The following is a 16,426-nucleotide window of genomic DNA, read 5'->3' as shown; positions in this document are numbered from 1 at the left end:
ATAGTAACAATTAAAGAAGGGATGGAAATAACAAATAACCAAATGGACTAACCTGTTTTAGTTATAGTTATTAACAACAAAATCGATTAAATAACAACATGAAATATAAAGAGTTATTTCAATAAAACCGCGTAAACGCGATGACTTTCTGCTCAGGGACATTTTAGTTAATGATAAAAAATGTGCTTTCCGGTACCCTACGGCGGTTTTTTGCCATATTGAGAATAAAAGATGTCCACCACGCTGTTTAAAGATTTCACCTTCGAAGCCGCTCACCGTCTGCCGCATGTACCGGAAGGCCATAAGTGCGGTCGCCTGCACGGCCACTCTTTTATGGTGCGTCTGGAGATTACCGGTGAGGTCGATCCCCATACCGGGTGGATCATGGATTTCGCCGAGCTTAAAGCCGCCTTTAAGCCGACTTACGATCGTCTGGATCACTACTATCTGAATGACATTCCCGGTCTGTCCAATCCAACCAGCGAGGTGCTGGCAAAATGGATCTGGCAGCAGGTCAAACCGGTGGTTCCGCTGCTCAGCGCGGTAATGATTAAAGAAACCTGTACCGCAGGCTGCGTCTATCGCGGCGAGTGATTTTGGGTTTGCCGGATGGCGACGCGCTGCGTCTTATCCGGCCTGCACACAAATGGGAACAGTTGCAGGCCGGGAACGATTTTTTATCACGCAATATTCAGATATTTGTGCGTCTGCATTGATAAGCGCCAGTTCCGCGCGATACAGGTTTCAATACACAGGCGGGTCGCCTCTTCTTTCTGGCTGATAGGCTGCAGGGCAATGATGCGCGGCTTATCGTCGTTCAGCGTCGCCAGTAGTTCATCCAGCGCTTCAATATCACGCACGCGACCAACCGGGTGCTTGATCTCATTAGCCCGCTCCAGCGCCTGTGACAGCACATTATAGCCGCCGCGCATATTGACCTTTGGCGATACCGTCACCCAGGTATGTGGCGTACAGCGCACCTCATGGGTGCCGCTGGTTTCTATCTGGCAGCTAAAACCGTTTTGCTCCAGCAGAGAAGTTAACGGCGTTAAATCATGAATGCAGGGTTCGCCACCGGTAATCACCACATGACGTGCCGTCCAGCCCTGACGCCCAATAATCGCCAGCAGATCTTCGCCGCTTGCCGGGCCCCATTTATCGCTCTCTTTGGTCTTCGCCAGAATGCTGAACAGCGACACTTCCCGATCGGCAAGCTTATCCCAGGTATGTTTGGTATCGCACCAGGCGCAACCAACCGGGCATCCCTGTAAACGAATAAAAATGGCGGGAACGCCGGTAAAGTAACCTTCGCCTTGCAAGGTCTGGAACATCTCGTTAATCGGGTACTGCATAATCATCTCTGTCTGGGGTTATGAGCGCGCATTATCGCAGATTTACCGGCTCAGGTCTTGCCCCCGGCTGCGTTGCAGTCGGGTAAAAAATAAATAATGCCTTACCCTCACGCCGACGAGCAAACAGATCGTTATTTAATTAGCCTGATCACTCCAGCTAAAACCAGCCTCTATTCGAACGTCATTTTTGATGTAACAAAATATTTTAAGTTGTCACGATAAAAGCATAAGAAAATAGGCCAAAAGCACGACATTTCAAGAATGTACAAACTGATACATTAAATAATGAATTTCTTAATCCCGCGCAAGGTCAAATACGATCCACAGCGCCATATATATATAAAAATAATCTTAATAAACCGTATGTTACGGCACACTCCCATTTAATATCCGTTTAATTGTCGACGCTTAGAATCCAGTCAACCAACATAATGAGATAGCATTCATGAACACATTATTAATTACAGGTACGACCGGATTTCTGGGTGGTGCAATTTTAGAAAACGTTCTGAATCAGACCAATGAAATTAATTTGCTGCTGTTAGTTCGTGCCAATAATAATGCTGCGGCACTTCAACGGGTAAAGGAAAACCTGCGAAAATTCAATATTGCAGAAGAGAAACTGGCGGTACTCGGCGTGCAAAACATTCTGCTGGGCGATTTGGCAGCCCCGGACGTTTTTCTTGACGACCCGCGTCTGGAGCGGGTCACTCATGTTATCAATTGCGCCGCCGTTGCCTCCTTTGGCAACAACCCGTTGATCTGGAAAGTGAATGTCGAAGGAACGCTAAAATTTGCCCGAAGAATGGCCCTTGTCAGCGGCCTTCAGCGCTTTCTGCACGTGGGGACCGCAATGTCATGTTCACCAGAACCCAATTCACTGGTAGCAGAAAGCGCGGAATTTCGCGAGCACGCTGAACATCTGGTTGAGTATACGCACTCTAAATCCACGATAGAACGTCTGATGCAGCAGGAGTGCCCGACGCTACCGCTGGTTATCGCCCGTCCCTCTATTGTTGTTGGTCATACTCATCACGGCTGTCAGCCTTCCAGCAGCATCTTTTGGGTGTTCAGTATGGGTCTGATGCTGCAAAAATTTATGTGTTCTATGGAAGATCGTATTGATGTTATCCCCGTCGATTACTGCGCCGATGCGCTGCTGATGCTGCTTAATTGCCCCCTTGCCCATGGGGAGGTGGTACACATTTCGGCAGGAGAAGAAAATAGCGTGAGGTTTGCGGATATTGATAACGCCATGGCATCCGCGCTAAAACAAGCTCCGGTTGGCAACAAGTACGCTCAGGTCAGCTATGAAACGCTGGTCAACATGCGTCGTGAACTGAAGGATATCTTCGGCCCCTGCAACGAACGTCTGATGCTAAAAGCCATGCGCCTGTACGGTGCCTTCGCCACGCTCAATGTACGATTCAGCAACGACAAACTGCTCAGTATGGGGATGCCGAAACCACCACGCTTTACCGATTATATCGATCGCTGCGTGCAGACAACCCGCGGACTTTCGATTCCACAGCAAATGGCGGTGGATTTTAAGTAATCAATTTTGTCCCGACAAAAAAATGCCAGCCCGAAGGCTGGCATCAGATTGCTGACAAAGTGCGTTTTTCCGGAATTGCCCGGCGGCGCTTCGCTTGCGCGGGCCTACGAAAAACCCATAACATGATGATATTATTGGTTTTACATGCCAGGTAAGGCGATAGCCGCCACCCGGCAGAAATGCGAGCACAATATCTAAATCAGGTTTGTCATCAGCCTCATGCCAGCCCGAAGGCTGGCATTTTCATATCAGATAAAGACAGACTTATGCCTGACCTTTGATCTCTTTACGACCGTTGTACGGCGCTTTTTCACCCAACGCTTCTTCGATACGAATCAGCTGGTTGTATTTAGCAACGCGGTCAGAGCGGCTCATCGAACCGGTTTTGATCTGGCCAGCAGCAGTACCTACAGCCAGGTCAGCGATGGTCGCATCTTCAGTTTCGCCTGAACGGTGAGAGATAACGGCAGTGTAGCCCGCGTCTTTCGCCATTTTGATTGCAGCCAGCGTTTCGGTCAGCGAACCGATCTGGTTGAATTTGATCAGGATGGAGTTAACGATGCCTTTCTCGATGCCTTCTTTCAGGATCTTGGTGTTGGTTACGAACAGATCGTCGCCAACCAGCTGGATTTTGTCGCCCAGCACTTTAGTCTGGTATGCGAAACCTTCCCAGTCAGACTCGTCCAGACCGTCTTCGATAGACACGATCGGGTACTGTTTAGTCAGTTCTTCGAGGAAGTGAGTGAATTCTTCAGCGGTGAACGCTTTGTTGCCTTCACCAGCCAGAACGTATTTGCCGTCTTTGTAGAACTCAGACGCTGCGCAGTCCATCGCCAGAGTGATGTCTTTGCCCAGCTCGTAGCCAGCAGCTTTAACTGCTTCAGCGATAACGGCCAGAGCTTCGGCGTTGGAACCCAGGTTCGGCGCATAGCCGCCTTCGTCACCCACCGCGGTGTTCATGCCTTTGCCTTTCAGCACTTTTGCCAGATGATGGAAAACTTCAGAACCCATACGGATGGCTTCTTTTACCGTTTTCGCGCCAACCGGCTGAATCATAAATTCCTGGATATCAACGTTGTTGTCAGCGTGTTCGCCGCCGTTGATGATGTTCATCATCGGAACCGGCATAGAGTATTTGCCCGGAGTGCCGTTCAGCTCAGCAATGTGCTCATACAGCGGCTGGCCTTTAGACGCCGCAGCAGCTTTGGCGTTAGCCAGAGAGACCGCCAGGATTGCGTTCGCACCGAAGTTAGATTTGTTTTCAGTACCGTCCAGGTCGATCATGATTTTATCAATGCCAGCCTGATCTTTGGCGTCTTTGCCAAGGATTGCCTGCGCGATCGGGCCGTTAACCGCTGCAACAGCTTTGGTTACGCCTTTACCCAGGAAACGGGATTTGTCGCCATCGCGCAGTTCCAGCGCTTCGCGGGAACCGGTAGAAGCACCTGACGGAGCGGCTGCCATACCAACGAAACCACCTTCCAGGTGTACTTCGGCTTCAACAGTCGGGTTACCACGGGAGTCGATGATTTCACGACCGATGACTTTAACGATTTTGGACATTAGGTTTTCCTCAGTACAAGTTAAACTAAAACTCCAGACAAACAATGCACCCTGATGGGTGCATTGCCGTTCTAACTCTTTTACTTCGCCTGACGCTTCTGGTACTCGCCAGCGGCTTTCACAAAGCCAGCAAACAGCGGGTGCCCATCACGCGGCGTCGAAGTAAACTCCGGATGGAACTGACAGGCAACAAACCACGGATGGTTCGGCACCTCGATGATCTCGACCAACTGATCATCCCCGGAACGGCCCGCAATGCGCAGGCCCGCATTTTCAATCGGTTTTAACAACATATTATTGACTTCGTAGCGATGACGGTGGCGCTCGGTAATGGTTGGCTCACCGTACAACTGGCGCACCAGACTATCGTCGCTGAGCTGGCACTGCTGAGCCCCAAGGCGCATTGTGCCGCCCAAATCGCTCTTCTCAGAACGTACTTCAACATTGCCTTCTTCATCACGCCATTCGGTAATCAGCGCCACAACCGGATACTTACAGTCTGGCACAAATTCCGTGGAATTAGCGTTTTCCATTCCCGCTACGTTGCGCGCAAACTCAATCAGCGCAACCTGCATACCCAGACAAATCCCCAGGTACGGAATATTGTTTTCTCGCGCATAGCGCGCAGTGGCAATCTTACCTTCAACTCCGCGATAGCCGAAGCCGCCGGGGATCAGGATAGCGTCCAGATTCTTCAGAATTTCGACGCCGCGCGTTTCAACATCCTGCGAATCGATCAGCTTGATGTTGACGGTTACGCGGTTTTTCAGACCACCGTGTTTCAGCGCTTCAATCACCGATTTATAGGCATCCGGCAGTTCAATGTACTTGCCGACCATCCCGATGGTGACTTCACCTGCCGGATTCGCTTCTTCGTAGATAACCTGTTCCCACTCGGCCAGGTTCGCTTCCGGACAGTTTAAGCTGAATCGTTTACAAATATAATCGTCCAGCCCCTGAGATTTCAACAGGCCTGGAATTTTATAAATGGAATCGACATCTTTCATCGAAATAACCGCTTTTTCCGGCACATTGCAGAACAATGCAATTTTGGCGCGTTCGTTCGCCGGAATCGCGCGATCGGAGCGGCAGACCAGGATATCAGGCTGAATACCGATGGAGAGCAGCTCTTTAACGGAGTGCTGGGTCGGTTTGGTTTTGACTTCACCCGCAGCAGCCATGTATGGCACCAGGGTTAAATGCATAAACAGCGCGTTTTCACGACCGATATCCACCGCCAACTGCCGAATCGCTTCGAGGAACGGCAGAGACTCGATATCACCTACCGTGCCGCCAATTTCGACCAGCACCACATCATGGCCTTCGCCACCCGCGAGCACGCGCTCTTTGATGGCGTTGGTGATGTGCGGAATAACCTGTACGGTCGCGCCCAGATAATCGCCACGGCGCTCTTTACGCAGAACGTCGGAATAGATACGGCCGGTTGTGAAGTTGTTGCGGCGGCTCATCTTGGTGCGAATGAAACGCTCATAGTGGCCCAGGTCCAGATCGGTTTCAGCGCCGTCTTCAGTAACGAACACTTCCCCGTGTTGGATTGGGCTCATGGTACCTGGATCGACGTTGATGTACGGATCCAGTTTCATCATGGTCACGTTAAGCCCACGGGCTTCAAGAATGGCTGCGAGGGAAGCTGCGGCAATGCCTTTACCCAGAGAGGATACGACCCCGCCGGTCACAAAAATATAGTTCGTTGTCATGCTGAACCTGAGAAGTTAGGTTTAAAAGACGATGGAATAACCAGGACGGGAAAGCAGTATACCCGATCATGAGTGACGCCACAAACTTTCATTATCCCTCCTCTTCATCCGGCTCACACAAACGCGGGGAGTGAGAAAATAGCCGCTTTTGGCGAAATGTTTTTGACGTAAATCAAGCGCTTGTTATTTAAAAAATCACACAAATCGCGCTTGATCACGAAAACTCTTTAGAGATCAGTTTCCTGGCGTTTTACTTCCTGCCACACCTGCTCCATGATATCGAGGTCGACGCCGGTCATTTCCAGACCGCGCGCGGCGATAATCCGCTCAACTTCACGGAAACGTCGCTCAAATTTGAGGTTGGCTTTTTGCAGCGCGACTTCAGCTTTTACCCCCAAATGGCGGGATAAATTCACCGTCGCAAACAGCAGATCGCCCACTTCCTCTTCTAGTTTAGCGTCATCCACCACCGCCTGCTGCGCTTCGTGCATCACTTCATCCATCTCTTCATGCACTTTGTCCAGCACCGGGCCAAGGGAAGTCCAGTCAAAACCCACCGCCGAGCAGCGTCGTTGAATCTTATGCGCGCGCATCAGCGCGGGCAGACTATGGGGAATATCATCCAGCGCGGAGTGCTGTGACTTTTCCGCACGCTCAGCGCTTTTAATCTGCTCCCAACGCGCCAGTACTTCGCTGCTGTTGCCCGCGGACGCATCACCGAAAATATGCGGGTGACGGCGCTCCAGCTTGTCGCCGATCGCCGCGCAGACGTCGTTGAAATCAAAGCGTCCCTCTTCCTGCGCCATCTGAGCATAGAATACGACCTGAAACAGCAGGTCGCCCAGTTCGCCGCGAAGATCGTCGAAATCTTCCCGGGCGATAGCGTCGAGCACTTCATAGGTTTCTTCGAGGGTATAAGGCGCGATGGTCGCAAACGTCTGCTCTTTATCCCACGGACAGCCATTTTCCGGGTCGCGTAAACGTTGCATGATGCCAAGCAGGCGATCGATTTGATTCATGTGAAAATCCTGAAATTTGTCACCAACGTAGGCCTGATAAGACACGTCAGGCCTTATCAGGTAAAAAAATGCCGGATAGCGGCTGATGCGTTATCCGGCCTGGAAAGCGATTAATTACCATGCAAGCGACGCGCGTCGATCACATCCGGCACCTGGTTGAGTTTACTGAGCACGCGACCCAGTACCTGTAGATTGTAGATTTCAATGGTCATATCAATCGTTGCCAGTTGCTGTTTGGTATCGCTGCGGCTGGCAACCCCCAGCACATTGACCTTCTCATTTGCCAGAATGGTGGTGATATCCCGCAGCAGACCGCTACGGTCGTTAGCCTGGACGCGCACAACCAACGAATACCCCGCCGAGTAGCTTTCTCCCCATACCGCGTCAACAATGCGCTCCGGCGCATGAGATTGCAGCTCCGCAAGCTGTTCGCAATCCGCCCGATGCACAGAGATCCCGCGCCCCTGGGTGATAAAGCCGACAATCTCATCCCCCGGGATCGGCTGGCAGCAGCGCGCAATATGGTGCATCAGATTACCCACACCTTCCACCACCACGCGGCCATTATCTTTGCTGCGGTTTTGCGGAGTATAGGTCTTCTGCTGCAGTTGCTTCAGCGCCGCCGCATCCTGTTCCGCCGCACTTGGCTTATTGAACTGCGCCTGCAGGAAGTTAACCATCTGATTCAGACGAATATCACCACCGCCAATCGCCGCCAGCAGCTCATCCTGATCGTTGAAGTTATAACGCGGCAGCAGGTGTTTTTCCGCATCCTTGAGGCTAATCCCCAGATGCTCAAGCTCGTCATCAAGGATCTGCCGTCCAGCCAGAATATTTTTGTCGCGATCCTGTTTGCGGAACCAGGCATGAATTTTGGAACGCCCGCGGCTGGTCGTAACGTAGCCCAGGTTCGGGTTCAGCCAGTCACGGCTTGGGTTCGGCTGCTTCTGGGTAATGATTTCAATCTGATCCCCCATTTGCAACTGATAGGTGAACGGCACAATACGCCCGCTGATTTTTGCCCCGATGCAGCGATGGCCAACATCACTGTGAATATGGTAGGCAAAATCCAGCGGCGTTGAGCCCGCCGGCAAATCCACAACATCACCCTTCGGCGTAAAAACATACACCCGGTCGTCAAAGACCTGGCTACGAACCTCATCCAGCATTTCGCCGGAATCCGCCATCTCTTCCTGCCAGGCAATCAGTTTCCGCAGCCAGGCAATACGATCTTCGTAACCTCGTCCGCCGCTGACGCCTGCGCTGGCTCCCTCCTTGTACTTCCAGTGGGCAGCCACCCCCAGTTCGGCATCTTCGTGCATCTGGCGGGTACGAATTTGAATTTCAATGGTCTTGCCGCTCGGGCCAAGTACGACAGTATGAATCGACTGATAGCCATTCGGCTTCGGATTGGCGACATAATCATCAAACTCATCCGGCAAATGACGGTAGTGAGTGTGTACGATCCCCAACGCGGCATAGCAGTCCTGCAGGCGCTCAGCGACAATACGCACCGCGCGGACATCAAACAGTTCATCAAAGGCGAGATGTTTTTTCTGCATTTTGCGCCAGATGCTGTAAATATGCTTTGGTCGCCCATAGACCTCGGCCTTAACGCCTTCGGCTTTCATCTCCGCGCGCAGCTTACCAACGAACTCATCAATATAGTGTTCACGATCGATACGACGCTCATGCAGCAATTTAGCGATACGCTTGTATTCCGCCGGATGCAGATAGCGGAAGCAATAATCTTCCAGCTCCCACTTAAGCTGACCAATCCCCAGACGGTTGGCCAGCGGCGCATAGATATTGGTGCACTCTTTAGCCGCCAGCACGCGCTCATCTTCCGGGGCATCCTTCACTTCACGCAGATGCGCAATACGCTCTGCCAGCTTAATCACCACGCAGCGGAAATCATCGACCATCGCCAGCAGCATGCGGCGAATGTTATCCACCTGCTCAGAAGAAACGGAATCGGTATGGGTGGCTTTAAGCTGGCGTATCGCCGCCATATCCCGCACGCCGTGAATAAGGGAAACGACGGACTTGCCCACGCTCTCCTGGAGGATCTCCTCACTGACAACGTTACCGTCCGCCAGCGGGAAAAGCAGCGCGGCACGCAGCGTGTCGCTATCCATGCTCAGCATGGAGAGGATTTCCACCATCTCCACGCCGCGCCATAGCAACAGCTCCGCCTGCGGGTGTCCCTGCGTTTTCTCTCGACAATAATCCCAGGTTTCGGCTAAGCGTTCACACGACTGCTGGCTGGAAATCCCCAGACTCGCGATCCATTTCTTCGGGTCAAATTCACCAGCTTTATTTAAATGTGCACTTCTTACCGCAACCATTGTCCTCTCCTTAAGGGACCAGCCTGCCGAAGTCGGCAAGCTTCAACTTTTACACTTTTTTCTTCAAACCGCATCAGCCCGGGCTTCCGCCGCCCCAATGCGATCCGAATGATTTTGTGTAAGCTCGTGCTCAAACAACACCATTGATTCCAGATGGCCGGTATGTGGAAACATATCCAGCATTGCCAGGCGCTGAATTTTATATCCCGCCTGCAATAAAACGTCGCTATCGCGTGCCAGCGTCGCCGGGTTACAGGAAACATACACCACCCGACGCGGCGCTAACTTTATAATATGTAACATTACGCCCGGCGCACCGGCGCGCGCCGGGTCGAGCAACACTTTATCAAACCCATGCTTCGCCCACGCCTGGCGGGTAACATCTTCTTCCAGATTTTCATGAAAGAAAGTCACATTTCGCAATCCATTCAGCGCCGCATTCTCTCGCCCCTTCTCCACCAGTGCGGGAACGCCTTCAACGCCGACAACCTGCGCCGCCCGCTTCGCCAGCGGCAGGGTAAAGTTGCCCATTCCGCAAAACAGATCCAGCACCCGATCCTGCGGCTGAATATCAAGCCACGCCAGCGCCGTGCGCACCATCAGTTGGTTAACGCCATCGTTCACCTGGATAAAATCGCGCGGACTGAACACTAAGCGTAGACCGTCCGATGTGTACCAGGGATTCTCCCCGCGAATATGTTCCAGTATTTCGCTCTGCGGGGCGAGATACAGCGCAAGCCCGTGGGATTGCGAAAAGCGTTCCAGTTTTTCTTTATCTGTCGCCGGGAGCGAAGCGGTGTGACGCAACACCATCAACGGGCCGTTATCCGCCTGGACCAGTTCAACATGCCCGAGCAGACGACCCCCCTGTAGGCCTGACAGGCATTCACGCACCGCAGGCAGCAATGCACCAAGTTCAGGCACCAGTACAGGGCATTGCACCACATCGACAATTTCATTTGAATTAGCCTTGCGGAAGCCTACCTGTAATTGTTGGGTCCTTGACTGATAATTCAAGCTCAGACGCGCCCGCCGACGATAGCCCCACGGCGCCCCGGCGATAATCTCATCAACATCCCGCTTCATTAGTCTGGCCAGCGCAGCGCGTTTGCTCTGCTGCTGCAACGCAATGCTGGCATGCTGTTGCTGGCATCCGCCGCATACGCCAAAATGCGGGCAGCGCGGAGTCTGCCGCTGTGGACTATCGCTAAGACGGCGTTTAACCTGAGCGTGGGCATACTGTTTTTTCTCGTCGACCAGCACAACGTCGGCCTGCTCTTGCGGCAATAATCCGGGAATAAATAATGTTTTACCCTGGTGACGCGCAACACCCTGGCCAAAAGGGTCAAGGTCATTTACCGTAACAGGTATGATCTGGCGCGTCGTCACACGCCGTTTTGCAGAGTAGAATTGCGCCATCGTAGAGATATGTCTCAATTAAAGATATTGACTCAAAATATGCGTTCCTTCAGGTTGCGACACACCAGCTACACGCTCGCCGCCTGAAGAATGATATGTCTATTCTCCCATAATGGAACCGCATGACCAACTACAGCCTTCGTGCCCGCATGATGATGCTTATTCTGGCGCCGACCGTCCTGATCGGTTTGCTGCTCAGTATTTTTTTCGTCGCACACCGCTATAACGATCTACAGCGCCAGCTTGAAGATGCCGGAGCCAGTATTATCGAACCACTGGCGGTCTCCAGCGAATATGGCATGAATTTGCAAAACCGCGAGTCAATCGGGCAGTTAATCAGCGTGCTACATCGCCGCCATTCCGAAATTGTACGGGCCATTTCCATTTATGACTCGCACAACAGGCTGTTTGTCACCTCCAACTTTCAGCTCGATCCCGGTGAGCTTCAGTTGCCGGAAGGTACCCCCTTCCCCCGCCATTTAAGCGTTACTCGCCATGATGATTTGATGATTTTACGCACCCCTATTGTCTCAGAAAGCTATTCACCGGATGAATCACCGGAGAGTGACGCTAAGATGCCGGATAATATGCTGGGCTATGTGGCGCTTGAACTGGATCTTAAATCGGTACGATTACAGCAATATAAAGAGATTTTCATCTCCAGCGTGATGATGCTGTTCTGTATCGGTATCGCGCTGATCTTCGGCTGGCGGCTGATGCGTGACGTCACCGGGCCAATTCGTAATATGGTCAATACCGTTGATCGTATTCGTCGCGGGCAGCTTGATAGCCGCGTTGAAGGCTTTATGCTCGGTGAGCTGGATATGCTAAAAAACGGCATTAACTCCATGGCGATGTCGCTGGCGGCCTACCATGAGGAGATGCAGCATAACGTCGATCAGGCGACGTCCGATCTGCGTGAAACCCTTGAGCAGATGGAGATCCAGAACGTTGAGCTGGATCTGGCGAAAAAACGCGCACAGGAAGCGGCGCGGATTAAATCCGAATTCCTCGCCAATATGTCCCATGAGCTGCGTACCCCGCTTAACGGGGTTATTGGTTTTACGCGTCTGGCGCTGAAAACCGATTTAAATACCACCCAGCGCGATCATCTCACAACGATTGAGCGTTCAGCGAACAATCTGTTGGCCATCATTAACGATGTTCTGGACTTCTCTAAGCTTGAAGCCGGAAAGCTCATTCTCGAAAGTATTCCGTTCCTGCTGCGCAATTCACTGGATGAAGTGGTCACACTGTTGGCACACTCGGCGCATGATAAAGGACTGGAACTGACGCTGAGCATCAAAAATGATGTGCCGGATAATGTGATTGGCGACCCGCTGCGCCTGCAGCAAATTATTACCAACCTCATCGGTAACGCCATCAAGTTCACTGAACACGGCAATATAGACGTACGGGTAGAACAGCGCGATATCAGCAACTCAAGAGTGCAAATTGAAGTACAGATCCACGATACCGGTATCGGTATTCCTGAACGCGACCAATCGCGACTGTTTCAGGCATTCCGCCAGGCGGACGCCAGTATTTCCCGTCGTCATGGTGGTACCGGTCTGGGGCTGGTCATCACCCAGCGCCTGGTAAGAGAGATGGGCGGAGATATCTCCTTCCATAGCCAGCCGAATCGCGGTTCAACATTCTGGTTCCATATCAGTCTCGATCTCAATCCTAACGCGGTTCCCGACAGCGTATCGACCGACTGTCTGGAGGGAAAGAAGCTAGCCTATATTGAAGCGAATACGGTAGCGGCGCAGTGTACGATGGAGCTACTGGAAACCACGCCGCTGAAGGTGGCCTACTTCCCGACCCTGGCCTCTCTACCGGATGCTCATTACGATATTCTGTTGGTCGGTATTCCGGTATCAATACGCGATCTGAATCAGCACCGCGATAAGCTGGAAAGAGCCTGTACGCTAGCCGACCATCTGCTGCTGGCGCTACCGTGCCACGCTCAGGTAAGTGCCGAAGCGCTGAAGCATAATGGCATCGCAGCGTGTTTACTCAAACCCCTGACCTCAACGCGTTTGCTTCCTGCGTTGATGGCCTCATGCCTGGCGCAATCCACGACCCTGCCAGCGCGTTCAGAGAGTAAAAAACTGCCGATGACGGTGATGGCGGTGGATGACAATCCAGCGAATCTTAAGCTTATCGGCGCACTACTGGAAGACCTGGTTCAGCACGTCATCCTGTGTGATAACGGGCAGCACGCCGTCGAACGAGCCAGGGACGCGCAGCAGGATCTGATTCTGATGGATATTCAAATGCCGGATATGGACGGTATCCGCGCCTGCGAACTGATTCACCAGATTCCTCATCAGCAACACACGCCGGTGATCGCCGTAACGGCACACGCGCTGGAAGGACAGCGGGAGAAATTACTGAGCGCGGGAATGAACGATTATCTGGCGAAGCCTATTGAGGAAGATAAACTCTACAGCCTGTTGCTTCGCTACCAGCCGGGAAAGCATACGGCGACACACACCAGCGAAATGCCCATTAATGATAACGTCACTCTTGACTGGCAACTGGCGCTGCGCCAGTCAGCGATGAAGCCGGACCTGGCGCGGGAAATGCTACAAATGCTCATCGCTTTTATGCCGGAAGTCCGTAATACGGTAGAGGAGCAACTGGTCGGTGAACATCCGGAAGGCTTGCTGGATTTGATTCATAAACTCCACGGCAGCTGTAGCTACAGCGGCGTGCCGCGGCTGAAAAAAATATGTCAGACCATCGAGAGGCAACTGCGCGCTGGCACCGCTGCCGAAGCGCTGGAACCCGAGCTTCTGGAACTGCTGGATGAGATGAATAACGTCACACGAGAAGGGTGTAAGCTGACGGGAATGTAAAACCCCGGCCAGGCGTTAGGCCGGGGAAAACTTATAACATTTGCCCCATTTTCAGTACCGAGGCGATGTTTCTTGCCGTCATACGCACGTTGTCAGCCGCATTTTCCAGCGCCTCATTAAGCGTACAAATAGCGTAAATGACGCTGAAAACAGCGTCCAGGCCATGCTGATGCACCACGCCGACATCCGCGGTCAGGCTTCCGGCAATCCCAATCACGGGGATATCATAGCGTTTTGCCACTCTCGCCACGCCAACCGGAACTTTTCCGTGAATAGTCTGGCTATCAATACGCCCTTCACCGGTAATCACCAGATCCGCATCAGCCACCACATCAACAAGATGTAAAGCGTCAGTCACAATCTCGATGCCGGGCCGCAGTTTCGCCCCGCAAAAGGCATATAATCCCGCGCCCATACCACCCGCCGCGCCGCCGCCTTCAAGATTCAACACATCAACATCTAAGTCACGATAGATAATCTCGGCAAAGTGGGCCAACCCCTTATCCAGGCTAACGATCATCTCCGCCGTTGCGCCTTTTTGCGGCCCAAATACCGCCGTCGCGCCTTGCGGCCCCGTCAGCGGGTTGGTGACATCACAGGCAACGTCAATACGACATCCGCCCAGACGTGGATCAAGCCCGCTAACATCAATGCGCGCCAGATTATCCAGTGCGCCGCCGCCAGGGGCAATTTGCTGATTGTCTTTAGTCAACAGCTTTGCGCCCAGCGCCTGCACCATTCCTGCGCCGCCGTCGTTAGTCGCACTGCCGCCGATACCGATAATGATCTGCTTAACGCCTGCGTCCAGGGCGTGACGAATAAGCTCACCGGTTCCCCACGACGTGGTTAACAGCGGATTACGTTGCGCTGCGGGTACGCTTTCCAGGCCGCTTGCTGCCGCCATTTCGATAAAAGCGCACTGCTTATCGCCCGAAAGCCCATAAAAAGCCGCCACCGGTTCACCAAGCGGCCCCGTAACGGTAACCGCAACCCGATATCCCTGCGTGGCGGCCACCATGGCTTCAACAGTCCCTTCGCCGCCATCAGCAACCGGCAGTTTGATATATTCCGCGTCGGGATAAATCTCCCGGAAACCCTGCTCTATCGCAGTTGCAACATCCAGTGCACTCAGGCTCTCCTTGTATGAATCAGGCGCGATCACGATCTTCATAAGCTGTCCTTAAAATGAGCATTTACCCCACACCGCGGAAAAAAACCGGCCCCGCAGGGACCGGCATGTCCTTAGCGCACCATGCACGGACGTTTATTATCATACGTCCAGTTCGGGATCAGGTACTGCATCCCCATGGCATCATCGCGCGCGCCGAGACCGTGTTTCTGATACAGCTCGTGGGCTTTCATTACCTGGTCCATATCGATCTCTACGCCCAGACCGGGTTTCGCCGGAACCTGAACCATCCCGCCTTTGATTTCAAACGGTTCTTTAGTCAAACGCTGGTTGCCTTCCTGCCAGATCCAGTGAGTATCAATAGCGGTGATCTTGCCCGGAGCCGCCGCTGCCACGTGAGTAAACATTGCCAGCGAAATATCAAAGTGATTGTTAGAGTGCGAGCCCCAGGTCAGACCGAACTCGTGACACATCTGCGCCACCCGGACGGAACCCTGCATAGTCCAGAAGTGCGGATCCGCCAGTGGAATATCCACGGACTGCAGCGACAACGTATGCCCCATCTGACGCCAGTCGGTGGCAATCATGTTGGTCGCCGTCGGCAGCCCGGTGGCGCGACGGAATTCAGCCATCACTTCACGCCCGGAGAAACCCTGCTCGGCGCCGCAAGGATCTTCCGCATAGGCCAGGGCGCCTTTCAGATATTTGCCGATTTTGATCGCTTCATTCAGCGACCAGGCGCCGTTTGGATCCAGCGTCACGCGCGCCTGCGGGAAGCGTTTCGCCAGCGCGACAATTGATTCCGCTTCTTCTTCCCCGGCCAGCACGCCGCCTTTCAGTTTAAAGTCATTAAAACCATACTTCTCATATGCCGCTTCCGCCAGGCGAACAACCGCATCTGGCGTCATCGCTTCCTCGTGACGCAGACGATACCAGTCGCACTTCTCATCCGGCTGGCTCTGGTAGGGCAGCGGCGTCGCTTTACGATTGCCAACGAAGAACAGGTAGCCCAGCATTTCTACTTCACTACGCTGCTGACCCTCTCCTAACAGTGACGCCACGTTCACGCCCAGATGCTGCCCCAGCAGATCAAGCATTGCCGCTTCAATCCCGGTCACCACATGAATAGTGGTACGCAGATCGAAGGTCTGCAAACCGCGACCGCCCGCATCGCGATCGGCAAACGTATTGCGCACGGCGCTCAGTACGTTTTTATATTCCCCCAGCGTCTTACCTGCTACAAGCGGGATGGCATCCTCCAGAGTCTTACGGATTTTCTCGCCACCGGGAATTTCGCCAACGCCAGTATGACCAGCGTTATCTTTCATCACCACAATATTACGCGTGAAGAACGGGGCGTGCGCGCCGCTCAGGTTCATTAGCATACTGTCGTGGCCTGCAACCGGAATCACCTGCATGGAGGTCACAACCGGGGTAGTAAATTGTGTGCTCATCATTC

At 52.9% G+C, this 16,426-nt stretch carries 11 protein-coding genes; 3 read left to right on the top strand and 8 right to left on the bottom strand.

Translation table 11 applies throughout. The features are described from left to right. Window positions 1-231 precede the first annotated feature (231 nt). Entirely contained in the window at window positions 232-594 is a 363-nt protein-coding gene (queD, locus tag ABK821_RS01560; RefSeq protein WP_138360063.1) for a 6-carboxytetrahydropterin synthase QueD, read from the top strand. An 86-nt stretch (window positions 595-680) separates the two neighbouring features. On the opposite strand, the gene queE is transcribed toward queD, so the two are convergent. Beyond that, window positions 681-1,352 carry a 7-carboxy-7-deazaguanine synthase QueE gene (gene queE, locus ABK821_RS01555; RefSeq protein ID WP_138360064.1) on the bottom strand — a complete coding sequence of 224 codons (672 nt, stop codon included), beginning with the start codon at window positions 1,350-1,352 and terminating at the stop codon, window positions 681-683. 445 nt (window positions 1,353-1,797) lie between these two features. On the opposite strand from queE, the gene ABK821_RS01550 reads away from it, so the two are divergent. Beyond that, the gene (locus tag ABK821_RS01550; protein ID WP_138360065.1) at window positions 1,798-2,907 is read left to right on the top strand and encodes an SDR family oxidoreductase; all 1,110 of its coding nucleotides are present in this window, start codon (window positions 1,798-1,800) and stop codon (window positions 2,905-2,907) included. Window positions 2,908-3,171: 264 nt separating this feature from the next. Here the strand turns inward: ABK821_RS01550 and eno are convergent, their stop codons facing one another. The 5 genes from eno to rlmD form a co-directional block, all read right to left on the bottom strand. Further along, a complete protein-coding gene (eno, locus tag ABK821_RS01545; RefSeq protein ID WP_138360066.1) occupies window positions 3,172-4,470 on the bottom strand; it encodes a phosphopyruvate hydratase in 1,299 nt (432 codons plus the stop codon). 80 nt (window positions 4,471-4,550) lie between these two features. Beyond that, complete coding sequence (pyrG, locus tag ABK821_RS01540) at window positions 4,551-6,188, bottom strand: glutamine hydrolyzing CTP synthase (RefSeq protein WP_138360067.1); 1,638 nt, start codon at window positions 6,186-6,188, stop codon at window positions 4,551-4,553. A gap of 227 nt (window positions 6,189-6,415) precedes the next feature. Further along, the gene (gene mazG / locus ABK821_RS01535) at window positions 6,416-7,207 is read right to left on the bottom strand and encodes a nucleoside triphosphate pyrophosphohydrolase (RefSeq protein ID WP_138360068.1); all 792 of its coding nucleotides are present in this window, start codon (window positions 7,205-7,207) and stop codon (window positions 6,416-6,418) included. A gap of 110 nt (window positions 7,208-7,317) precedes the next feature. Further along, window positions 7,318-9,555, bottom strand: a complete 2,238-nt coding sequence (gene relA, locus ABK821_RS01530; protein WP_343178345.1) for a GTP diphosphokinase — start codon at window positions 9,553-9,555, stop codon at window positions 7,318-7,320. A 63-nt stretch (window positions 9,556-9,618) separates the two neighbouring features. After that, on the bottom strand, window positions 9,619-10,974 hold the full coding sequence (gene rlmD / locus ABK821_RS01525) for a 23S rRNA (uracil(1939)-C(5))-methyltransferase RlmD (protein WP_142502535.1): 1,356 nt from the start codon (window positions 10,972-10,974) through the stop codon (window positions 9,619-9,621). Window positions 10,975-11,096: 122 nt separating this feature from the next. On the opposite strand from rlmD, the gene barA reads away from it, so the two are divergent. After that, window positions 11,097-13,838, top strand: coding sequence for a two-component sensor histidine kinase BarA (barA, locus tag ABK821_RS01520; protein ID WP_308563206.1), 2,742 nt, complete (start codon window positions 11,097-11,099; stop codon window positions 13,836-13,838). Window positions 13,839-13,869: 31 nt separating this feature from the next. Here the strand turns inward: barA and ABK821_RS01515 are convergent, their stop codons facing one another. Continuing rightward, on the bottom strand, window positions 13,870-15,009 hold the full coding sequence (locus ABK821_RS01515; protein ID WP_308563203.1) for a glycerate kinase: 1,140 nt from the start codon (window positions 15,007-15,009) through the stop codon (window positions 13,870-13,872). A gap of 71 nt (window positions 15,010-15,080) precedes the next feature. Next, window positions 15,081-16,421, bottom strand: a complete 1,341-nt coding sequence (gene gudD / locus ABK821_RS01510) for a glucarate dehydratase (protein WP_138360073.1) — start codon at window positions 16,419-16,421, stop codon at window positions 15,081-15,083. Between the last annotated feature and the right edge of the window lie 5 nt (window positions 16,422-16,426).

It is taken from the genome of Klebsiella sp. KE9456, from assembly GCF_043832615.1.
GTDB lineage: Bacteria > Pseudomonadota > Gammaproteobacteria > Enterobacterales > Enterobacteriaceae > Klebsiella > Klebsiella indica.
This window is presented reverse-complemented; position numbering and strand designations above follow the sequence as displayed.